Genomic DNA, 22,539 nt, shown 5'->3' with positions numbered 1-22,539 from the left:
CTAGTAATCCGAATAAAGCCGCACCGGCGTCGGCGTGACGAGCCAGCTGCGTTGCGCGCGCGCGTCGAACGCATAGCGCAGGTACACGAGCGCCGAACTCGGCGCGTAGTCGTGCGACCGGTCGACCTTCAGCTGCGCGCCGACGCTCAGGTGCGGGTTCACGCGGTACTCGACGATCCCGTTGATCCCGTACGAGAACGACACGCCGCGCGTCGAGCTGCCCGTGTACACGAACCCGGCCGCCACCTGCGCGGCCCGCTGGTCCGACGACATCGGGTAATACAGCGAATCCTTCTCGTAGCTGTTCGAGATCCCGCCGGTGACGGTCAGGTCCCACGACAGCGCATCGTGCCGCCCCGCCCATTCGATCGGCACGCCGAGCGACAGGTAGCGTTGCGGGCTGTAGTAGCCGCCCTGCCCGTACGTGTAGTAGCGCAGGTTCTCCGCGTAGTGCCATGCGTTGCCGACGAGCCCGGTGCTGACCTTCATCGTCGCACGCTCGTACACGGGCACCGTGAAGCCGGTGCGCAGCGTGACTTCCGCGTTGCGTTCGACGTTGCGGCCGGACAGCACGCCCGCGCCGAGTTCCGCGAACAGGTTCGTGCGGCCGACGTCGACCGACGCGCGCACGGTCACGCCGTCGCGGCGCACGCCGCCCCAGACCGCGCCCGTCCACGGGTCGCGCATCCCCGAGTACGACAGCACGCTGCTCGTTTCCGGCCGCCGCGATGCATTCACCGAGAAACTGGCCGGGCCGGCGTCGAAGCGATAGCGCACGCCGCCGACCAGGTAATGCACGGGGAAACCGAGCGGCGACGTGCCGAGATCGAAGCGCCATGCGTCCGTCAGGTAGCCGGCGCCGAGCGCGACGCCCGTGGCGGTCTGGTGCAGCGAGCCCGGCGGATTCGCGATCGATGCGGGGGTCAGCGCGTTCTGCGCCTTGAGCGCCGCGTAGCTGCCGAACGTGCTGAGCGAATACGCGTTCGGGTTGCTCGTGTCGAGCGTGCCCGGGTCGAGATGCACGGTGTCGATCTGCGCGAACACGTGCCCGTCGTAGCGGATCGGCATCTGCATGTAGATCGGCACCTGCTGCGCGCGATACGACGAGATGCCTTCGTCGCCCGACTTGTAGGCGGGCGTCCAGCCGGTTTCGATCTCGGGATTGCGCCGCTGCTGGAGATCCGCGAACGCGGCCTGCGCGGGCGTCAGTCCGTCACGGCCCGGGCTCACGCCCGTCGTGCGCTCCTGCGACTGCGACATCCGGTACAGCGACGCCGCATCGTCATAGCGCCCCTGCGCCTCGGCCACGCGGCCGGCCGCGACCGTCACGTCGGCGCGCGCCGGGTACGCGGCATGCAGCCGGTCGGTCACCTGCCCGGCTTCGTCCGGACGGCGCAGCGCATTCAGGCGACGCACGGCCGACAGTTGCGTATCGACGTCGTCGTCCGGCGTGCGGGCCAGCACGGCCTGCACGCGTGCAAGCGCCGCGGCCCGATTGCCGCTGTCCTCGTCGATGCGGGCCAGCGCGAGCTGCGTATCCGCATCGTCCGGCGTGCGCGCGACGGCCGGCGCAAGCGCGGCGCGCGCCGCATCGTAATGGCCTTGCGCACGTTCGAGATCGGCCAGTTCGAGCGCATAACGCTGGTCCGCGCGGCCGGCCGGGCTCGCGCGATCGAGCAGCTTGCGCGCCTGCGCGTAATCCTGCTGCGCGATCGCGTCGTCCGTCTGCCGCAGCACGAGCCGCAGCGACTGGTCCTCGATCCTCGCCGTCTGTGCGGGCGTCAGCGACGGTTCCCGGCGCAGCGTGTCGAGCCATGCGGCGAGCGCGTCGTCGCGCCCCGCGCTGCCGAGCAGGTCGCCGTAGCGCAGCCGCACGTCCGCGTCGGCTTCGCGCGGGTGCGCGGCGATCCAGTCGTGCAACGGTGCGAGCCCGCGGTCGGCTTCGCCCGCGTCGATCCATTGCGCGCCGATCGCGGCGAGCATGTCGGGATCGTCCGGCGCACTCGCCTGCGCCTGTGCGAGCGACGCGGCAAACGCCGTGCGGTCGCCGCGCGCGAGCGCGCCGCGTGCGTCGGCCAGCGCGCGTTGCGCCTCGAGCTTGCGCGCGAGCGCGCGCATCCCGTCCGAACGGTGCGCGTCGTCGACCGGCGCGAGCGCGGCCTGCGCGCCCGCGACGTCGTCGAGCGAATTGCGGTACAGCGCGGTCGCGTAGCGCATCTCGGGCGTCGCGCTCTGCGCCAGCCCGTCGTCCATCACCGTGCGGCCGAGCTGCGGCAGCCCCATGTCGCGATAGAGGCGCGCGAGTGCGAAGCGCGTCCACGGCGCGTCGGGCGCCGCGCGCACGGCCGCCTCGTAGCGCTGCGCGGCGGGCCCGCGTTCGCCCTTGTCCGCCAGCGCACGCGCCTGGTCCGCGAGCAGGTCGGCACGCAGGCCGTCGAGCGCGCGCCGATCGTCGCGGCCCGTCACGCGGCCTTGCAGCGCACCGAGCAGCGGGCCGATCTGGTCCGCGCGGCCGGTGTTCTCGTACAGCGTGGCCGTGCCGCGCACGGCCGCGAGGTCCGGCGAACGTGCGGCCAGCAACTCGCGCAGCAACGGCTCCGCGCGTGCCCAGTCGCGCTGCGCGAGCAACGCGTCGGCAAGCTGCAGCTTCGCATCCGGGCTGTCCGGCTGCATCGCGAGTGCCGCGCGTGCGGCGCGCTCCTCGTCCTGCGGACGGCCTGCCGCGGCTGCCGCGCGGCCTTGTGCGAGCAGCCCCCAGAACTGCGCGGTGCGCGCGAGGCCCTGCCATTTGCCGCGCTGGTCGGTCGACAGCGTCGCGGCACGCGCGAACAACGTGCGCGCTTCGTCGTGCCGCCCTTCGCGCAGGCGCAACAGGCCGAGCCCGCCGACCGCGTCGGCGTCGTCCGCCCGCGCCCGCGCGGCGCGCGTGAGCAGCGGATCGGCGCCGGCCAGGTCGCCGCGCGCGAGCGCCTGCAGGCCGCGCTGCCGTGCGATGTAGTCGGGATTGCGTTCGAGCTGGCGCTGCGCGTCGCGCTGGCGATCCAGTTCCGCGACGCGGTCGACGAATTCGGTATCGTCCGGCACGAGCACGAGATACGCATGCAGTGCATCGAGATACGCGGGATCGCTGCCGGCCGACTGCAGCACGCGCCGCCACAGCGCCATCGCCTCCGTATGGTCGGCGTCGGCGCGCTTCGCGAGCGCCCAGGCGATCCGGTTCGCCTCCGGCCGCGTGTCGGCACGCTGGTTCAAGAGCCGCGCGAGCGCCATCGTCGCGCTCGTGTCCTGCGGATCGGCCGCGACCGCGCGGCGCAGCGCGGCGATCGCCGGCTCGCGTCCGCCCGGCGCATTCGACACGATCTGGTAATACTCGGCGCCGAGCGCACCCGACGGCGCGCCGTTCGGAAACAGCGCGACGATCCGCCGGGCCGCTTCGTCCGCGCGGCCGCTGCGCGCGAGCAGGCGGATCTGTGCCATCTCGCCGCGCCCGCTCGTCGCGACGCGATATTCGTCAGCCACCCGCCGCGTGGCGGGCGCATTCGGCGACTGCGCCTGCAGCCGCGCGAGCGACGCCTGCGCGCCTTTCGCGTCGCCGAGCCGCAACAGCACGCGCACTTGTTCGGCCAGCAGCTCGGGATCGCCCGGCGCGATCAGCAGCCCCTTGCGCAGCGCGTCGCGCGCGAGGTCGTCGCGATGCTTGACGCCCCACATCCGCGCAGTGTCGAGCAGACGCTGCGCATCGGCGGACGCGGCAGTCGCCGGCGCTGCGGGGTTCGCCAGCGGCGCGTGCGCGGCGGTGCCCGGCGCCGCCGCGCACACCGACGACGCGAGCCATGCGAATCCCGCGACGTGCGGCGCGGCGCGCTTCAGCGGGCGGCGCACGAGCGGCCTCCCCAGCGGGCGTCGAGCGTGCCGTCCGCGCCGAACCGGTAGCGCCCGTCGCGCCAGCCGAGCCCGAACAGCGTCAGCACGCTCGTGTAGTAACCGGGCGGCGACTGGCGCGCGAGCGTATCGACACGCGCCGCCTGGGCATCGGCCAGCGCGCGCTGGCCGCGTGCGTCGAGGAACGGCACGGCCGCCGCCGAGAAGCCGCCGTTGCCGTCGTTCGGCCCGGCGACGCCGGTCGTCGTGTCGACCTTCTCCGGCGGCGCGCCATGTGCGGCGATGTAGTCGGCGAACGGCGCAAAACGCGCGAGCAGCGGCGCGGCGAGCGGATCGGCGCGGTCGAGCATGCCGGCCCACAGATACACGCGAATCGCGTTGTACGCGCTCTCCGCATGCGTGTCGCGGTCGGGCCCGAAACCCGTGCCCGCGCGATACAGCGCCCAGTCGGGCGAAAAGCCTTTCGGTGCGGTGTCGAGCAGCACGCGGCCGGTACTGGAGACGAGCGCGGCCCAGCGCTTGTCGTCGGGCAGGCGCGCGCCGAGCGCACGGATCACCTGCGGCGGCGAATAACTCGGGTTCACGCGCCACTGGCCGTCGGCGAGTTTGAACCCCGTCGGCCCGGGCAGCAGCGTGAGGCCGAGGCCCGGCACGGTCGCCGTCTCGACGTCGAGCACGCGCTTCGCGAGCAGCGCGCCGCGCGCCGTGTAGCTGCGTTCGTGCCACAGCCGCCCGGCCTCGACGAGCGCATACGCGATCCACAGGTCGGCGTCCGATGCCGCGTTCGCGTCGAGCACGCGCCACGCGCCGTCGGGCGCGCGGCCCCACAGCCACGCGGGCAGGTGCGCGCTCAGGTCGCCCTGCGCGAGATTGTTCTCGGTCCATGCGAGGATCGTGTCGAACATGCGCCGGTCGTTCGCGACCAGCGCGAAGAAAAGTCCATACGCCTGCCCCTCCGATACCGTGCGTGAATCGGCCGAGCCGACGTCGATCACGCGGCCGTCGGCCGAGATGAAATCGCGCTTGAACGCGTCCCAGCGCGGCCACGCCGCACTGCATCCCGCGTCGGTCGCACCGACTCCCGCGGCCTGCGCGCGCGTGGCCATGCCGGCCGCCGTGCACGTCATCGCCACCGCCAGCGCGAGTGCCGCGCCGACGCGCCGCGCCGGCCGCGTTGCCCGTCGCTTCGCCATTGCCCGCGCCATCCGTTACATCCCCCGTCGACGCGCGGCGATTCTCTGCAGCACGCTGAACACGCCGAGCGCGAGCAGCAGCCCCGCCACGACGCCGACCGCGCCCAGCACGACCGGATGCCGCGCCGCCTGCGTCCACACCCGCGCATACCACGGCACGAACCCGACCACGTAAGGCTCGCCGACGCGCAGGCTGTCGACCTGCCCCGGCCGCACCAGCGCCAGGTCGCCCTGCAGCTGCGACACGAGCCCGGCGTTCTCGAACACGTTGAGCAGATCGCCGAGGCGCGGCTGGTCGGTCGCCGTCAGCGCGACGACGCTGCGCCCCCGGCTGCCCGGCAGCTCGAACCCGGCGAGCGCCGCGAGCGAGCCCGTCTGCTCGATGTGCGCGCCGCCTTCGGTCAGGCCGACGCCGTTGCGCCAGCGCTCCTTCACCGAGAAGGCGATGCGCGCGGCGCCCTCGCCGCCCGCGCTGCCCTGCTCGCCGATCACGAGCGGCAGCGCCGAGCGCCAGTGCGCGAGCAGCGGCGACGCGGGCGAGCCGTCGATCACGAGGAGATCCTTGCTGCCCGACAGCGCGGCGACGTCGCCGGGCCGCGCGACCTGCACGCGCAGCGCCGGGAAGCCGGTCCATTCGCCCATGTGGCCGAGCATCGTCAGGTAGGCCTCGAGCTCCTGCGGCGACGGCCGGTCGGGCATCACGACGGCCGTCTGCGACAGGTCGGCGAAGCGCGTGAACGGGAAGCCGCTGTTCGCGAAGAACGCCAGGTTCGGCAACTGCGCGTAATGGACGAAGTGCGAGAAGTCGATCGTCGAATCGGGATCGATCGCCGCACGCTGCGGCTCGGTCGCCGTGCTCGAGCACAGGCCCGTCTTCTGCGAGTCGAGCGTGAAGCGGAACTGCAGCTGGTTGCCGCTGCCGACCCGGAACGCCGGGATGTCGACGTCGCTCGTCACGCGCCCTTCCGGCACCGACAGCAACGGCAGCTGCATGCGGCCGTGCGCGTCCTCGGCATGGGCCGGCCCGAGCCGGTACGACTTCACGAGCTGGTCGTTGATCTCGACGGCAAGCGTCGAGTTGTCCTGCACCGTCGGCGCCGTGTAGCGGTAGCGCAGCGTGATCGGCACGCCCGCGCCGTTCCACGAATGGAGGTCGGACGGCACGCGCAGGTTCAGGCGAATGGCGTCGGGCGACGTGCCGCGCACTTCCAGCTCGCGCGTATCGGACACGAGCTCGCGGAACGTGATCGGCCGGTTCACCGGCAGCCAGCGCGGCGCGTCGTACGGTTTGCGCGGCGCGCCGAGATCGACGTGCGCGACCGTCGCCGACGGCCCCGACAGCGCCGCGCGGCCCAGCACGAGCGTCGCGACCGCATCGTCGACCTCGGCCGCCGTGCGGCCCGTGACGACGAGCAGCTTGCGCCCCGGCGCGGCCGGGTTGTCGGCCACCGCGAGCAGCGGGCCGTTGATCGACGGCAGCGCGAGGCCGGCCGGCAGCGTCGCGGCCGTGCCGATCACCACCGCTTGGTCGTCGGCCGGCAGCCCGGTCGACACCGGGAAGCGCGCATGCCGGTAGTCGGCCAGCGCGCCGAACCACGACGCGAGCACGCCCGCGCTGCGCAGCGTCGCCGAATCGGGCGACGCCGGCAGCACGAACGGCAGCCGCACGCGGCCGTTGTCGCGCCGGTCGAAGAACGGCGCGGGCAGCAGCGCGAGATCGTTCGGCAGGCGGACCGGCGATTCGTCGAGGATCAGCTCGCTCTTCGGGCTCACGTCGGCCCACAGCGCCGAGTTCGACGGATCCTCGCAATGGTCGAGCGTGTAGTGCGCGATCAGGCGCAGGCCGATCTGGTTGAAATCCGAGAAGTAGCGCGGATCGATCGGGATCTCTTGCGTGACCGTGCGGCCCGCCTGCGCGGCGTCGAACGGGACGGTCGCGATGACCTCGCCGTTCACCGACACCTTCAGGTGCGACATCGGGAACACCAGCGACGGCGAATACGCGTAGGTCAGGCGCAGCCGCGCGCCGGTGACCACGCGGTCGAGTCGCACGCCCGCATTGATCGTGCGGGCGTCGTCGGCGCCGCGCAGGCGCAGCGGATCGAACGCGCCGAGCGACGCGAACGGCAGGCGCACCGTCGTCGCCGGCAGGCCGGCTGGGCTCGGGCTGGCCGCCGCGGGCGCGGCCGCAAGCACCGGCGCCGGCGCAGCGCCGGACGCGGCCGCAACTGGCACGGCCGGCATCGGCGCGGCCGACAGCGCGGCGGCATGAAAGGCGCCGGCCATCGCGGCCGAGAGGATGAGCAGCGACACGGCCGGCTTCATGCGGCACTCCGTTTCATCAGGATCATCCGGTCGTCCGTCGCATCGGAATCGATGCCCGCAAAGCAGCTATGCCCGTGAGTGAACATCCCCACTGCTTCCCTCATATGTATCCAACTGGCCTGATTCATTTATCGAAACGATGCGGCGATTTCTTTAATCGCACGGCATCGTGCTACGCGCGCCTGGCACCGGCACACGCCCATTCGTCACACTATCTCAAAAACAGGACAAAACTCACCACGATTCGCGACATTGAAGCGAAAAAACCTCAATCCGGTCGGAAATGCTGCGCGAGAGGGATGAATGGTAAGAATTGCGCCGTTGTCGCCCGGCAGGCCGAACGGCATACTGCCGGCGCGGATCGGCTGGCCGGCGGCGGTCCGTTGCAGACCACCCCGGCTGAACACGCGGCCGCGAGGCGGCGCGTATGCTACCGCAATCCGCGCTGCCGGACGTGCTTTCTTTCACGGAAAACTGACTTGAATCAAATCGTCGACACTGCCACCCCGTCCCCCGATACGCTGCTGCGCATCATCGCCGTGCAGACCGAGATCGCGAAGCTCGGCCTCGATCTCGGCAGCGTGATGGCCTACGTGGCCGAGCAGGTGCCGCAGCTCACCGGCGCGAGCGCCGCCGCGGTCGAATTCGCCGAGGGCGACGACATGGTGTACCGCGCCGCGTCGGGCACGGCCGCCGGGATGCTCGGCCTGCGGCTGCGGCGCTCGGGCAGCCTGTCGGGCCTGTGCGTGCAGCAAGGCGCGTTGCTGCACTGCATCGACTCGGAAACCGACCCGCGCGTCGATCGCGACGCCTGCCGGCGGGTCGGCCTGCGCTCGATGCTCGTGATGCCGCTCACCCATGCCGACACGACCGTCGGCGTGCTGAAAGTGATGTCGCCGGAAGTCGACGGCTTTTCGCAGGCCGACGCGGCCACGCTGCGGCTGACGGCCGACCTGATCGCCGCCGCGATGTTCCACGCGGCGCGCAACGAGGCGAACGAACTGTACCTGCGCGCGACACACGACGCGCTCACGGGCCTGCCCAACCGCGCGCTGTTCTACGACCGCCTGCGGCAGTCGATGCACACGACGCTGCGCGCGAACGGCCGGCTCGGCATCCTCAACATCGACATGGACGGGCTGAAGCCGATCAACGACGGGTTCGGCCATCGCGCGGGCGACGCGGCGCTGCGCGAGATCGCCACGCGGATGCAGGGGGCGGTGCGGCGCTCGGACACGGTCGCACGCATCGGCGGCGACGAATTCGCGGTGATCCTGCCGAACATCGGCAATCGCGACGATGCGCATGCGCAAAGCACGCGGCTCGCGCGCCAGGTCAGTGAACCGTTCGAATTCGAGGGGCGCCCGATGCGGCTCGGCGTCAGCGTCGGGATCGCGCTGCTGCCCGACGACGGCACCGACATGAACGCGCTGATCGAGCACGCGGACCAGGCGATGTATGAAGTGAAACGCACGCGGTCGCAACGGGTCGCTCACGCGTAACGCGGCTCGGCCAGCCGGCGGCGGCGGCTGCCTTGAACGGGCGCTAGCCGATCTGCGGAACGGCGATCGCGAGCCCGACCACGAGCCACTGGACGATCGCGACGAGCACACCGGCCCGGCACAGCCCGACCGCACCGCGCACGCGTGCGTCGAGTGCGCGCCCGGCCTTCGACGCATCGATCCAGCCGAGATCGGCGAGTGCGCGGTCGAGCGCCGCGAGGCCGTCGTCGACCGATCCGTCGCCCGCCGCCGCACGCGCGAGCGCGGCGAACAGCCGGCGGTCGATCTCGATGCGCACCGCGTACCACAGCGCCACGATCCCCGACCCAGTGCTGACCACCGCCAGCAGCACGCGGGCGATCGTCGCCGGCGCCCAGCCCGACGCGATCCACCAGCCGGCGCCGGCCGCGGCCAGCGCGGCCGCGATCGCCCACGCGCCTGCATCGAGCGCGCCGCGCGCGGCGGCAATCCTGAATGGCGCGGACGGGTCGCGCATCACGCGCCTCCCGCGCCGCGACGGCGATCGACCCACTGCTGCAGCACGGCCACGCCGTCGTCCGACCACACCGCATGCGGCCGTACCGCACGCACCGCGGCCAGCGCGTCGCGCGCATCGCCGAGCCCGCGTCGCGCCGCCAGCCACGCGGCCGCGCACAGCACGCTGCGCCCGTAGCCGAGCGCGCAGCAGACCAGCACGTCGCGCCCTTCCCCATGCAGGCTTTCGAGCGCCGCGACGGCCTGCGCGAGTTGCCCGGCCGTCGGCGCGACGAGATCGAGCTGCGGCACGGTCGCATACGCGAGCGACGCATCCACCGACGCCCAGCGCGGCATTTCGGCGGTCAGGTCGACCAGCGCCGTGAAGCCGTGGCGGCGCACGTCGCGTGTCGTCGGCGTACGCCCGATCGACACGCGTTCGTCGATCCGCACCGGCGCCGGCTGCCGGAACGTCCACAGCCGCGAATTGATGAACGCGCCCGCAATCGTCGGCGCGAGCAGCCAGCGCATGACGACCGGGAACCGCCCGAACGCGTCCTTCTGGAAGGCGCCGGGCGCGCCGCGCCGGTAGATCCACGCGACACAGGCGAGCGCCAGCGCGACCCACCCGGCCGCCAGCGCCCAGCCGGGCGCGCGCGGCACGCACCCGAGCGCCACGAGCGCGAGCGCCGCCGCGCCAAGCGCATAGCGGCGCGCGAGCGCACGGCCGGCCGCGCCCGGCGACGCATCGGCGCCCGGCAGCCGGCCCGCGGCATCGCGCAGCGGAAACAGGAACAGCGCGAGACAGCCGACGGCAGCGCCGGTCGGCACGTCGATCGCGTGATGCTGGTAGGTGGTCAGCACCGACACGCCGATCGCCGCGAACCACAGGTGCAGCACGCCGCGCGCGAGCGTGCCGCGCAGGTGCTTCGCATACACGGCCCACAGCACGACGAGCAACCCGATGTGCAGCGACGGCGCCTGGTTGAACGGCTTGTCGAAGCCCATCAGTAGCGTAAACAGCGCACCGGCCACGCCGCCGGCGTCGGGCCGCTCGAACCCGAAGCGCAGCGGCCACGCGATGAAGCACGCGACCGAGATCAGCTGCACGGTCAACAGCCGCTTCACGTGATCGAGCAGGTCGGCGCGGCGCGTCCAGAAAAAGAACGACAGCGCATACAGCAGGTCGATCGACCAGTACGGCACGATCGTCCACGGCACGAACGGGATCGCGTGCTCCCAGCCGAACGCGAAGGTCGGCACCGCCACGCGGCGCGCGGCGAGCCAGTTCGCGAAACCGTAGGTCGAGAAGAACACGGCGCCCATCACCGCGAGCCAGCCGAAACGCAGCGCGAACGACGCGTCGCGCGCGCCGGCGCCGGCCGCCGGGGCCGGTTCGGCGAGGTCGCTCGCGCCGCCGCCGAGCGCGCTCATGACGCGTCGACCCGCTGCGCGAGGCTGACCGTGAAGATGCCCATTTCGTCGATCCGCTGGTCGAGCTTGCGGAAGCCCGCGCGCGCGACGAGCTCGTCCATCTCGGCCTGCGAGCGGCGGCGCATCACCCAGGTCGCTTCGCCGCGGTGATTGTTCAGCGCACGGGCGATGAACTCGAGCTGCGGATGCCACGGCTGCCCCGTATAGACGAGATAGCCGCCCGGCGGCACGGCCTGCGCGAGCCCGCGCAGCGAGCGCTCGATCAGCGCGTTCTCGCCGAACAGCTCGTAGAGGCCCGACACGATCGCGAGCGTCGGACGCGGCTCGAGCGTCGCGAGCGACGCCTCGTCGAACGCATCGCCGCGCTCGAAGCGCGCGATCGACTCGAGGCCGCGCTGCGCGATCAGCACGCGCCCGGCCTCGACGTTCGGCGGGCTGTAGTCGCGCAGCGTGATGTCGTCGGGCGCCGCGCCGTCGCGCTCGGCGGCCGACGCGATCGCGTCGAGCACGTAGCGCCCGTGTCCCGCCGCGATGTCGACGATCCGCACCGGTGAGCCGTGGCCGCGCAGGCGGCCGATCGCCGCGCCGATCAGCTCCTGCAGATGCACCTTGCGCTGGCGGATGCCGACCCAGCCCGGCGAATCGAGATAGGTGCGGTCGATCAGCGCGCCGACGCCGAGCCGCCCTTGCGCGCGGTTGCGGTACACGTAGTCGAGTGTCGAGCCCGAATCGAAGCCGAGGCGCAGCCCGAGCGCGATGCCGTCCGACAGCGCGCCGCCGGCCTTCAGGCCGGCGCGCGTGAGCGCCCAGTACGCCCGCGCGAACGCATTCGCGGGCGGCCGGCCGAGCGCCGCGTATTCGTCGTGGAACGCGCCGCGCCGGTCGGCGTCGGCGAGCGACACGCGCGGGCTCGGCGCATCGAATTCGCGCAGCACGAATGCACGCAGCGGGGCGAGCGCCTGCGCGCGGTCGCGTTCGCCGAGCGTGTCGTGATAGAAGCCCGGCAGCACGATGCGCTCCTTGCGCGCGGCGCCGAGGCGTTCGAAGAAGCGGTCCTGCGGGCCGCGATGCACGACCCAGTCGGCGCCGGAGATCAGCAGCTGCGTCGGCACGGTGATCGCGGCCGCGTCGGCGACGATCCGCTGCGCGGTGTCGTGCAGGTCGAGCAGCATGTTGACCGCGATCGGCCGCGTGATCAGCGGATCGGACGCATAGCTCGCGATCCGCTCGGGATCGTGCGTGAGGAATTTCGGCTTCACGTAGCTGTTCACGTAGAACAGCCCGCGCAGCTTGTGCATCAACCGCAGGCCCGGCCGCGCGAACGGCACGTAGAGCTTGATGTGGAACGCCGGCGACGCGACGACGAGCGCGCGGATCGGCGGCGCGTAGTCGTGCGCCCAGGTGGCCGCGAGCACCGCGCCGACGCTCTGGCCGACCACCGCCATGTCCTCGATCGCGATGCCGTGCGAGTCGCGGATATGTTCGACGAAGGTCTGAAGGTCGCGCACCGACGCGGCCGCGCTCGGGCTGTAGCCGCGCGCGCCGGGCGAGCGGCCGTGGCCGCGCGCATCCCATGCGAAAAATGCGAAATCGGGCAGGTCGAGCTCGTCGACCAGGTGCGCGACGCGCGCCGAGTGTTCGTGGCCGCGGTGCAGCAACACGATGGCGCCGCGGCAGCACGGGCCCGTGGCGGGCCAGTGACGATAGAACAGCGTTTCGCCGTCGTGCGTGATGAAGTCGGCCTCGCGGGCCATGCGTGCGCTCATGCGTTTCTCTCTCGTTTCGTTATTCGAATCTTGGTGCGCCGCCCTCCGGCGCCCGGTACCGCAACTGTGTTGACGACTGTTTCACCCGCCGCTTCAACTGCCCTTTCAACCGCCCTTTTCCGCGATGCCGGCCTGCACGCGCCGCACCACGGTCACGATCGACAGCACGATCAGCAGGCGCCACAGCCAGACGGCGACGCCGCCGACCGGAAAGCCGAGTCCGATCCACAGCGCGAACGCGCCGAGCGCGAGCGCACGGTCGCTCTTGCCGAACGGGCCGTCGTAGCGGCGGCTGACGCCGACCAGCGGGCCGATCAGCCCCGCGCATTCGACGATCACCGCCGTCAGCGCGAACAGCCAGACGTCTGCCGGAGCGAACGCGGAAATCGCGAGAAACGGCAGCACCAGCGCGACATCGGACACGACGTCGCCGAGCTCGTTCAGGTACGCGCCGAGCGTGCTCTTCTGGCCGTGCTCGCGCGCGAGCATCCCGTCGATCGCGTTGAGCGCCATGCGCGCGAACAGCCACAGCGGGATCAGCAGGAACAGCGCGCGGGCAAACACGCCGAGCCCGGCGAGCGCGCCGACGACGATCGAGCCGCCGGCCGCGAACAGCGTGACCTGGTTGGCCGTCACGCCGCGTTCGGCGAGCGAGTTCGCGAACGGGCGCAGGGTGTTCTGGAATTTGGGTTTGAGTGCGTAGAGGCTCATCGTTTTATTTGCGCGGCACAGTCGGATACATTTCCCGCCGCCATGCCCCGGGCGGCGAAACGGCCCTGGACGGCCTTCCATGGACGGCCCTCATCGTCGCCGAGCGGCCCCGATGCGTCAAGCACGCGCCCGGCCCGCACGCGCGGCGCCAATCTGGCGTTTTTGACGGAAACTCGCGATAATCCGCTGGCCCGATCGCAGCGAGATCCATTCGAACTGCAAACGGGCACGCGTGCAACAGCCGATTATCACGCCGCCGACCGGCGCATTCGCCGCGACGCAACAGCGTATGACGGCGACTCGTCCGATTATCGCGGACCTGCGACAGGCAGCCACGAATTTGAAAAAATTTAAACAAGGGCCGTCCGGCGCGCATCCTGCCGCGCCGGCATTCCGGGGTCCCGCCCGCCGCTCATGCGCAGCGGGCCATGCAGGCACGCAGGAGGCGCAGCGCCGATGAACATCCTCAACGTCTGGCAGCGCGATTTCCTGCTGTCCATCGTGCGGCTCGTCGCCGGTGCGTATCCGGTCTGGCATCAGGCGCCGCCGTCCCCGACGCAGAAGATCTACTTCTCGAACCACACGAGCCACATCGACACGCTCGCGATCCTCGCCGCGCTGCCGCGCAACGTGCGCGCGGTCGTGCGGCCGGTCGCCGCGCGCGACTACTGGGACAGCAGCGACATGAAGCGCCACATCGCGCAGAAGCTGCTGAACGTCGTGCTGATCGACCGCCACCGCGAATCCGGCGGTGACCCGCTCGATCCGGTGCGCGACGCGCTCAAGCAGGGCCATTCGATCATCATCTTCCCGGAAGGCACGCGCGGCGCCGAGATCCTGCCGCAGCCGTTCAAGAGCGGGCTGTTCCACCTCGCGACCGAGTTTCCGGACGTCGCGCTCGCGCCCGTCTATCTCGAGAACCTGCAGCGGATCATGCCGAAGGGCGCGATCTGGCCGGTGCCGCTGATCTGCAAGGTGCACTTCGGCGCGAACGAACAGCGCGGCGCCGACGAGGACAAGCCGACGTTCCTCGCCCGCATGCGCGACGCGGTCGTCGCGCTCGCGCCGCCGCAGCGGCCGGCCGGCTGAACGCGGCGCCCTCTTCTCCCTTTTCCGGATATCAATAATGCGAACCATTTTCTGGGAACTGGTCGCGGGCGTCACGGGCGTGCTCGTCGTCGCGACCGTGATCGGCGCGATCCTCGGCGCACGCAGCGGCGGCACCAGCGCGACCATCGTCAACCTGAACCAGCGCATCCGTGCGTGGTGGGCGATGATCGCGATCATGGCCATCGCGATCGGCCTCGGCAACAACATCACCTATCTCGTGTTCGCGGTGCTGTCCTACCTGACGCTGCGCGAATTCATCACGCTCACGCCCACCACGCCGAGCGACCATACGACGCTGTTCATCGCGTTCTTCGTCGCGATCCCCGTGCAATACCTGCTGCTCGGGATCAACTGGTACGGGATGTATTCGATCTTCGTGCCCGTGCACCTGTTCTTCGCGATGTCGCTCGTGTCGGCACTCACGCAGGACACGCGCGACTTCCTGAGCCGCAACGCGAAGATCAACTGGGCGCTGATGGTGTGCGTGTACGGGCTGAGCCATGCGCCGGCCGTGCTGATCCTCGACATTCCGCACTACGCGGGGCAGAACGCGCTGCTGCTGTTCTTCTTCCTGTTCGTCGTGCAGATCAGCGACGTGCTGCAGTACGTGGTCGGCAAGCTGTTCGGCAAGCGCAAGATCGCACCGCAGCTGTCGCCGTCGAAGACGATCGAGGGTTTCATCGGCGGCGGCCTGCTGGCCACGCTGTGCGGCGCCTCGCTGTATCGTGTGACGCCGTTCAGCTTCGGGTCGGCGTTCGGCATCTCGCTCGCGATCGTGATCGCGGGCTTCGTCGGCGGCCTCGTGCTGTCGGCCGTCAAGCGCTCGCTCGGCACCAAGGACTGGGGCTCGATGATCGCGGGCCACGGCGGGATGCTCGATCGCGTCGACTCGATCTGCTTCGCCGCGCCGGTGTTCTTCCACCTCGTGCGGTATCTGTACGTGTGATGCGCGGGCGGCGCCACGCCGCCCGTTCCTGCGCGCGATGGATCAGTACCCTTCGCGCAAGGCCTTCGGCACGACGTAGCGGCCACGCGCCGCGTCGAACTTCACCGTATGGCGCGCGTGGATCGTCCTGTCGCCGCGCGTGCCCGTTTCCGTGACCGTCAGCGGATAGACGTCGCCGGCGCCGGTCAGGTCCGGCGCGATCTCGAAGCGGCGTTCCTCGCAGCGCGCCCGCGCGTGCGCGCATTCGGTCGACTCCGCGTTGTCGAGCGCCTCGTCGATGCGCGCCGCCGCCAGCACCAGTGCATTGCCGACCGGCAGCCAGATCGCGCGGAAGCGTTGCGAATAGCCTTGCCGCGTGTCGCTTTCGCCGATGACGAACCCGAACAGATGCGGCCCGAGCCGCTCGATACGCACCGTGCCCGGCTCGCCGCGCCCGCCCGACGCGATCTCCGTTTTCTTCATGACCGGCTCGAGCGTCTTGCCGTCCGCCGCCGGTTTCAGCACGTACAGGTCGATCGTGCCGGTCGTCGCGTCCGTATCCATGCCCGGCATCCCGTTCTGCACGGCCACCTCGGTCTCGCCGCACATCGCGAGCAGCGTGCGCGGGCCCTCCGCGGTCGCGACGCGCAGCGAACCGCATGGCGAATAGACAAGATCGCCGCGGTCCGCCTGCCAGCCCTTGCGGTCCGCGCGCCAGTTGCCATAGCTGTCGTGGATGAACGTGCGCAGCAGCCGGTCGGCCACCGCCGGCTCGATCGCGTGCGCCGCAGCCGGCAACGTCAACGCCGGCACCGCACACGCAGCGGACAGCCCCAGGCGTCGCACCAGGGGAGGAATGGATGAAATCATGTCGGCGTCGCCAGGAATGAGAAACGGTGCGGGAAGCAAACGGCCAGCGGCATCACGGCATCAACGCGGTTGCGCGACCGGCTCGGGATCGAACGCCGCCAGCCCCGGCCACGCCGCGTGCCCCCATGCACCGCCACCCGGTGCGAGCCAGCCTTGCAGCGTCGCGTCGTCGAACGCCTTGCCGAACGGATCGGCGCGAAATCCCGCCACCCACTGCCTGCGGCCCGCGACGTACGCGTGGCCGAAATCCGTCCAGCTGTCGAAACAGTCCTGGGCGCGCTGCGCGTTGAGCAACAACACGCGCCAGGCGGTGTCCGGCTCGGTCCAGCCCATCAGCATCGCCACGCGCGCGAGGAACGCCATCCGCGCACAGGCGAACGCGAGCGCCGCACGCGGGTCGTCGGTCGGCCGCAGCGCATGCAGGTCGGCGCGAAACCACTGCGTCTCGAGCACGCGCGCCAGGTGCGCGCGCGCATCGTCGTCCGTCGCGTCGGTGCGCAACTCCATCTGGTGCAGCATCTGGGCACGCAGGAACTTGCGCGACGTGTCGTTCAGGTGGCTCGTGTCCGCATCGTCGAAACCCGAGAATCCCGTCGCTTCCACGTACGGGTGCGCGAGCAGCAGCGCCCAGTGCTTGCGGGCCGGCAACGCCCGATAGCGCCCACCGCGCCGGCGGAAGTAGCGCACGATGCGCCACAGCACGAACAGCGCAACGATCAACTTGAATATCATGGTCTTCGCCCCGTCATTGCGCGGCACCGACGCCACGCGGCGCGTCGTAGCCGGGCCAGCGCACGCCCTCGGTGGCAAAGGCAGGCTGCGCGTCGTCCGGCCGTGCGGACGGCACCGCCGGCGCCAGCGTCGCGCGCACCGCGTAACGCACCGAACCGGCACGCGGCGGCCGCGCGTGCAGCAGTTCAGGCTGCCGCGCGGCGACCAGCCACTCGACGGTCGGCGTCGGCTCGGCGAGCCGTCCGAACAATTGCGGATGGCGCGCGACGAGCCGTGCTTGCGACGCGGCATCCGTCACGTCCTCGATCCTGCACCACCCCGACGGCGTATGGACGACGCCGAGCGCGATGCAGTCGGGCGGCGTGCGATCCGTCGTCCCCAGCGCATTCAGGCAGGCCAGCACGTCGTCGACGTAGCGCTCGACCGGCGGCCGGTTCTGCTTGCCCTTGACCTGATCGACGTCGAGGCTGCCGTCCGCCTGCACCGCGACGCTGATCGTGATGTGCGGCTGGCCGCCCGCATCCCGAAAGCTCAGCAACCGCAGCGTGCGCGCCTCGATCGCTTCCGCATAGCGCCCGCCGTAGCCGCCCGTCAGCGCTTGCCGGTCGGCGAACTGGCCGAGGCAATGGCGCATCACGTAACTCTCGAACGCCATTTCGGCGCGCAGCAGCGCGCTGTCGGGCAGGAATTCGACAAAGCGCCCGTTGGCGGTTTCGCACCACGTGCGCAGCGCATCGGGCTGGCTCTCGCGCCAGCCGCGCGCGATCCGGTCCGCCATCTCCGCATGCTCGCGTTCCCACATCGCGAGCGCCTGCGGGCAATTGACACGGTCGAGCTTGCCCTCGAGCCCGGTGCCCTTGCGCGATTCGAGAAACTCGACGAGCGTGGTTTCGAGTGCGAGAAGGTGCGGATCGGCCGGGTCGACCCAGACGACAGGGGCCTGCCTGCCGGCGTCGCCCTCGCCGATCGTCTTCGCGCCGGGCCCGAAGCGCCGCGCGACCCACGCCGGCGGCGCAGCCTGGCCGAGCGCCTGCCGCGCCTCGTCGAGCGACCCGATCGTGCGCGCGGGCTCGAAGTTGGCGACGACATGCCGGTAGAAATGATTGAGCAGCCACGCGCGCACCGCGTCGGCATCGCCCCGCGCGGTGCTGCGCGCGGCGATCGCCGCTTTCAGCGCATCGGCGTTCAGCGCGTTGCGCGGCGCGTAGCCGGCCCGCCGATCGACGGCCGTCATTGCCAGAACTTCCACCAGCGCTTGTTCGGCGCGGCGGTCGCTGAATCCGGCGAGGCCGGCGCATCGGCCTCGCGGATCCGTCGCTCGATCACGTCCTCCATCAGGTCGAGCGGTTCCGCAGCGTGCCGGTTGCCGGCAAGCACACGCTCGTAGAAATACTTCGCATCCGACTGCCGGCCCAGTTCGTATGCCGCGTCGGCAGCCCGGAGCAGGACATCCAGATCGTGCGACGCATCGGCCTGCCCGCGCGCGGCGTCGTACAGCGCCGACGCCTGATCCGGATGCGATGCCGCCATGTGGGAGGCGAACACGAAGCGGGCGATCAGCGCCTCGTCGGGCAGGCTGCCGTCGACCTGATCGTGTTCGCGCTGCCAGCCGACGAGGCGTTCGAGCCAGATCGGCAATTCGTTGCAACGATCGAGGCGATACAGCGCGCGCACCACGTCGCGCACGTACCAGTTCGGGTCATGCCGGCTGAAACCGTATTCGGCGGCGTAATGCCAAAGCTGCTCGGCGGCCTCGACCATCTCGTCGTCCTTGCCCTGGCACGCGAGCACGTAGCGGACACCGGAGTAATGCTCGGCAAACGAGCTCGCCGCAATCCCGTTGCGATGCAGGACCAGCGCCTCGTCGTAACGGTCCTCGTCGCGGTAGAGAATCGCGAGGTTGTTGCAGAGCATCGAATACAGGTGCGCACAAGAATCGTACGGGTGCCCCTTGCCGGTCTCGAAGAAGCGCTCCATGCACGCACGGCCCTGCTCGTACGCGGCGATCCGCAGGCGCTGAAGGTCGGCACGCACCGGCGCCCGTTCCGCGGCCGGCAGTGCCTCGATCGCCTCCTCGACCCGGTCCTCGATCCAGCCCGAGAATGCGTAGCTCCACAAGCCGCTGCGCAGCGACGGCGGCGGCAGTCTCAGCGCGGCGGCGACCCCCAGCGCGCGTATGCGCGCCTCGGTCAGCGTGAACGCGGTGCGGTTGTCGTGCATCTCGCCTTCCTGCGCGGCCGCGAACAGGCGCGCGGCCTGGGTCGTCGCATCGATGCGGCCGGTTTCGCCGTCGTAGACCGCCGCGAGCCGCGCGATCCACGGATGGCCGGGCGCGCGCCGCAGCGCGACCTCGCGCGCGGCGTCGGCGATCGCGTAGCGCAACGCGTCGCCCTCGAGCGAGCCGAGCGCGGCAAAGATCTCGCCGTGGGTCGGCGAACGCGCGGCCAGCGCGTCGGGCTGTTCCGCGCCGAGTTCGACGAGCCGTTCGAGCGTCGGCGCGAAACCGGCTGCGCGCATCGCACACAGCGGCCACCAGACCGATGTGTCGGTCGGCTCGGCGAGGCGTGCGTGGATGATCTGCCCCACCCGGTCGAGCATGCTGCTTTCGATCTGGTACACGTGGAAGAACGCGCGGCGCCCCGCGTCGTCGAAGCGGCCCGCCTCGAGCAGCCACGGCAGTTCGTATTCGATGAAGTCGTCGCCGCCGTCCGACTCGAGGCTGTGACTCGCCATCTCGCACCGGGCGAGCGCGCCGTCGAGATCGCCTTGCGCATGTGCCGCCCGCGCGGCAAGCCGCGCCAGCCTCACCTCGGCCTCGCGGCGCGGCGGTAGTGCCCAGTCGGCGATGCGCGACTCGACGGCCCGGCGAATCGTGTCGAACTGCAGCGGCGCAATCTCGATCATCGCCCGGCCGATCCGCAGCCAGTCATCGGCGTCGATGTCCTGGTCCGCACCTGCCGATGCGATGGCCGCCACCGCGGCCTCGGCCGCCGCCCGCGCGTCGTCGTCCCGGCCAAGCCGCCGCAAGGCCCACGCACGCAGGCATTGCCGGTTCGCTTCGTCCCAGGCGCGAAACGCGGCGCGGTCGGCCAGCGCGCCATTCAATGCGTGACGCAGTTCGATCGCGTCGAGCGCGTGCTCCGCGTGGTCGTATTCCAGCGTATCGAGAATGCGGGCGCGGACGAAGCGATCGGCATCGAGCGTCGGCGACGTGCGCACGACGTCATGCATCTCGCCGATCGCGTGGGTGACGGCGTCGTTCTCGCCCAGGTGCCGGGCGATCTGCAACCGGTACAGCGCGAGTTGCATGCGGATGTCGGGCCGCGCGTCGGGCGGCGCCGCGTCGTGCACGCCTGCGCCGTCGTCGTCGAGCACGGCGCGTGCAGCGGCCGGATCGCCGGCGTGCATCCAGAGCGTGTGCAGGCGCTCGATCGCGTCGAGCGAATCGGCACGCAACGGCTGGGCCCGCAGTCTTGCCGCAAGGTCGCTCTCGCGGCTCGAGTCGCTTTCTTCGAGATCGGCTTCGAGCCGGTTCATCAGCGTGTCGAGCGACTGGCCCGTCAAAGGCATCGTTGTCATATCGTTATGAGTCTTGGTCTTGGTATAGGCACTGGGGGCAACGGCTACCCCCCTCTCGGAATCGCGATAGCTTATCAGGAGACGGAGGCAGTGCGCGGCCTCGCCATTCGCGTCGTCCGGCGTTACGATCTCGTTCTTCATTCCCGGATCCGGTCGATGCGCATCGCGCGACGGCGCGATGCGTCCCGACCGGTCCCGCCCGACCCGGAACACGCATGAACCTCACGTTGCAGGACGTCGCCTGGCACCGCTCGGTCGGGCGGCTCATCGAGTCGCTCGACCAGCCGGGCTTCTGGCTGGCGCTGATCCGGCTGATCGAGGAATACGTCGCGGTCGACAGCTGGGTCGCGCTGACGTTCGGCGACGGCCGCCCGCAGGTGTTCGCCGAATGCCCGTACGAAGGCGGCGGCCCCGACCCGCTGTTCCGCGACTACGTGCAGGGCCTGTACCAGCTCGACCCGTTCTACATCGCGAACCGCGACGCGCCCAAGAGCGGCCTGTTCCGGCTGTCCGACGTCGCGCCCGAATGCTTCCGCGATACCGAGTACTACACGCTCTATTTCACGCACAACGTCGTCGAGGACGAGGTGCAGTTCAACGTCGTGCTCGACGATGCACGCACGCTATGCCTGTCGCTCGGCAGCAAGCGGCGCTTCAGCCCCGAGCAGGTGGCGCTGCTCGACCTGATCCGGCCATGGGTGGCCGGGCTGATGCGGCAGCGGCTCGCGTTCGAGCCGGCCGCCATCGAAGCCGCGGTGCCGCCGCGGGCCGGCACCCGTGCGCAGGACGGCTTCGAGCGCGCCATGGCGCGGCTCGGCACGCCGCTCACCGCGCGCGAACTCGACGTGATCCGGCTGATCCTGAGCGGGCGCTCGAACAAGGAAGTCGCGAACAAGCTGGCGATATCCGCCGAAACGGTCAAGGTCCATCGCCGCAACATCTACGGGAAGCTCGCCATCAACTCGCAATCGGAGCTGTTCTCGCTGTTCCTGAACGCGCAAGCCTGCACCTGACACGCATCGCGGGCCGCGCGTGCCGGTGCTCGCCGGCACCGGCGGCGTCACAGATCAATACCCCCGAAGGGTTAACGCGCCGGCGGGATGGGAAATCCGCCGCTTCGGCGCATACTGGGGCCTCCTTACCCACCCTTCCGGCGCCACCGGCGACGGGCCCCTGCTACCGAAATCGCCATGAAACTGAAGCTCGATATCGTCCAGCTCGCCGGTCGCGACGGCGACACGCCCTACAACCTGCAACGCACGCTCGACGCGATCGCAACCTGCGCACCGGGCACCGACATCGTGATGTTTCCGGAAGCGCAACTCACCGGCTTCCTCGATCCGTCGAATCTCGCGGAATGCGCCGAGCCGCTCGACGGCCCGAGCGTCGGCGCGGTCATGGCAGCCGCACGCGCACGCGATGTGGCGGTCGTGGTCGGGCTGGTCGAGAACGACGGCGGCCGCTTCTACAACACGACCGTCTTCGTCACGCCGGACGGCATCGCGCTGCGCTATCGCAAGACGCATCTGTGGGTGAGCGAGCACGGCGTCGTGCTGCCCGGCGACCGTTTCGCGACGATCGAATGGCGCGGCGTGCGGATCGGCCTGCTGATCTGCTACGACAACGAATTCCCCGAAACCGGCCGCGCGCTCGCCGCGCTCGGCGCCGAGCTGATCCTCATCACCGACGGCAACATGGAGCCGTACCGCCCCGTCCACCGCACATCGGCCACAGCGCGGGCGATGGAGAACCAGGTGTTCGCAGTGGTCGCCAACCGCGTCGGCGGCAGCGCGCACGACATCGTGTTCGCGGGCGGCAGCCTCGCGGCCGATCCGTTCGGCAACCTGATCTTCGAGGCCGGCAATACCGAATCGCGTCATGCGGTCGAGCTCGATTTCGACCAGCTCGCCGCGTCGCGCGCGGTCTACGACTATCGCCGCGATCAGCGCCTGCACATCGCAGGCGAACGCATCGAGCACGCCAGCGGCCTGCGCGAACTGCTGATTCCGTAAGCGCTGGCCCGCCTCCGGCGGCGA

16 protein-coding genes are annotated in these 22,539 nt (G+C 70.7%); 5 read left to right on the top strand and 11 right to left on the bottom strand.

Going from position 1 to position 22,539, the window contains the following annotated elements; all coding sequences use genetic code 11:
• From CFB45_RS07570 to bcsB, 3 genes are read right to left on the bottom strand one after another with little or no spacing between them, the layout of a single operon-like run.
• Window positions 1-3,882 carry a cellulose synthase subunit BcsC-related outer membrane protein gene (locus CFB45_RS07570; RefSeq protein WP_089425127.1) on the bottom strand — a complete coding sequence of 1,294 codons (3,882 nt, stop codon included), beginning with the start codon at window positions 3,880-3,882 and terminating at the stop codon, window positions 1-3.
• Window positions 3,867-5,087: a cellulose synthase complex periplasmic endoglucanase BcsZ gene (gene bcsZ / locus CFB45_RS07565; RefSeq protein ID WP_089425126.1), complete on the bottom strand. Its 1,221-nt coding sequence runs from the start codon at window positions 5,085-5,087 to the stop codon at window positions 3,867-3,869. Before bcsZ ends, CFB45_RS07570 begins: the two co-directional genes overlap by 16 nt.
• A gap of 3 nt (window positions 5,088-5,090) precedes the next feature.
• Window positions 5,091-7,400, bottom strand: coding sequence for a cellulose biosynthesis cyclic di-GMP-binding regulatory protein BcsB (gene bcsB / locus CFB45_RS07560; RefSeq protein ID WP_089425125.1), 2,310 nt, complete (start codon window positions 7,398-7,400; stop codon window positions 5,091-5,093).
• A gap of 479 nt (window positions 7,401-7,879) precedes the next feature.
• Between bcsB and CFB45_RS07555 the strand changes: the two genes are divergently transcribed.
• Window positions 7,880-8,902, top strand: coding sequence for a sensor domain-containing diguanylate cyclase (locus tag CFB45_RS07555; RefSeq protein ID WP_089425124.1), 1,023 nt, complete (start codon window positions 7,880-7,882; stop codon window positions 8,900-8,902).
• 43 nt (window positions 8,903-8,945) lie between these two features.
• Here CFB45_RS07555 and CFB45_RS07550 read toward each other — a convergent pair whose 3' ends face one another.
• The 4 genes from CFB45_RS07550 to CFB45_RS07535 all read right to left on the bottom strand — a co-directional run bounded on the left by CFB45_RS07550 (window position 8,946) and on the right by CFB45_RS07535 (window position 13,287).
• On the bottom strand, window positions 8,946-9,398 hold the full coding sequence (locus tag CFB45_RS07550) for a hypothetical protein (protein ID WP_089425123.1): 453 nt from the start codon (window positions 9,396-9,398) through the stop codon (window positions 8,946-8,948).
• Window positions 9,398-10,810: a phosphatase PAP2/dual specificity phosphatase family protein gene (locus CFB45_RS07545; protein WP_089425122.1), complete on the bottom strand. Its 1,413-nt coding sequence runs from the start codon at window positions 10,808-10,810 to the stop codon at window positions 9,398-9,400. Before CFB45_RS07545 ends, CFB45_RS07550 begins: the two co-directional genes overlap by 1 nt.
• Complete coding sequence (locus tag CFB45_RS07540) at window positions 10,807-12,576, bottom strand: bifunctional alpha/beta hydrolase/class I SAM-dependent methyltransferase (protein ID WP_089425121.1); 1,770 nt, start codon at window positions 12,574-12,576, stop codon at window positions 10,807-10,809. The genes CFB45_RS07545 and CFB45_RS07540 overlap by 4 nt, the downstream gene beginning before the upstream one ends.
• A gap of 105 nt (window positions 12,577-12,681) precedes the next feature.
• Window positions 12,682-13,287 carry a CDP-alcohol phosphatidyltransferase family protein gene (locus CFB45_RS07535; RefSeq protein ID WP_089425120.1) on the bottom strand — a complete coding sequence of 202 codons (606 nt, stop codon included), beginning with the start codon at window positions 13,285-13,287 and terminating at the stop codon, window positions 12,682-12,684.
• A 456-nt stretch (window positions 13,288-13,743) separates the two neighbouring features.
• Here CFB45_RS07535 and CFB45_RS07525 point away from each other — a divergent pair, with 456 nt between their 5' ends.
• Window positions 13,744-14,376, top strand: a complete 633-nt coding sequence (locus CFB45_RS07525; RefSeq protein ID WP_071334306.1) for a lysophospholipid acyltransferase family protein — start codon at window positions 13,744-13,746, stop codon at window positions 14,374-14,376.
• A 37-nt stretch (window positions 14,377-14,413) separates the two neighbouring features.
• Entirely contained in the window at window positions 14,414-15,343 is a 930-nt protein-coding gene (locus tag CFB45_RS07520; RefSeq protein ID WP_089425119.1) for a phosphatidate cytidylyltransferase, read from the top strand.
• Between the two features lie 42 nt (window positions 15,344-15,385).
• Here CFB45_RS07520 and CFB45_RS07515 read toward each other — a convergent pair whose 3' ends face one another.
• Genes CFB45_RS07515 through CFB45_RS07500 form a run of 4 tightly spaced genes read right to left on the bottom strand, consistent with a single transcriptional unit; the run spans window position 15,386 to window position 20,494 of the window.
• Window positions 15,386-16,192: a topoisomerase IV gene (locus CFB45_RS07515; RefSeq protein WP_089425118.1), complete on the bottom strand. Its 807-nt coding sequence runs from the start codon at window positions 16,190-16,192 to the stop codon at window positions 15,386-15,388.
• Window positions 16,193-16,252: 60 nt separating this feature from the next.
• A complete protein-coding gene (locus CFB45_RS07510) occupies window positions 16,253-16,924 on the bottom strand; it encodes a DUF1266 domain-containing protein (RefSeq protein WP_218828870.1) in 672 nt (223 codons plus the stop codon).
• Window positions 16,925-16,937: 13 nt separating this feature from the next.
• The gene (locus tag CFB45_RS07505) at window positions 16,938-18,158 is read right to left on the bottom strand and encodes a hypothetical protein (RefSeq protein WP_089425117.1); all 1,221 of its coding nucleotides are present in this window, start codon (window positions 18,156-18,158) and stop codon (window positions 16,938-16,940) included.
• A complete protein-coding gene (locus CFB45_RS07500; RefSeq protein ID WP_144025184.1) occupies window positions 18,155-20,494 on the bottom strand; it encodes a hypothetical protein in 2,340 nt (779 codons plus the stop codon). Before CFB45_RS07500 ends, CFB45_RS07505 begins: the two co-directional genes overlap by 4 nt.
• Before the next feature lie 224 nt (window positions 20,495-20,718).
• Between CFB45_RS07500 and CFB45_RS07495 the strand changes: the two genes are divergently transcribed.
• Window positions 20,719-21,516, top strand: a complete 798-nt coding sequence (locus CFB45_RS07495; protein ID WP_089425115.1) for a response regulator transcription factor — start codon at window positions 20,719-20,721, stop codon at window positions 21,514-21,516.
• A gap of 177 nt (window positions 21,517-21,693) precedes the next feature.
• The gene (locus CFB45_RS07490) at window positions 21,694-22,515 is read left to right on the top strand and encodes a carbon-nitrogen hydrolase family protein (protein WP_089425114.1); all 822 of its coding nucleotides are present in this window, start codon (window positions 21,694-21,696) and stop codon (window positions 22,513-22,515) included.
• The last annotated feature ends 24 nt before the right edge of the window (window positions 22,516-22,539 follow it).

Source organism: Burkholderia sp. HI2500, from assembly GCF_002223055.1.
Lineage (GTDB): Bacteria > Pseudomonadota > Gammaproteobacteria > Burkholderiales > Burkholderiaceae > Burkholderia.
Note: the sequence above shows the minus strand (reverse complement) of the source record. Positions and strands in the feature narration are given on the sequence as shown.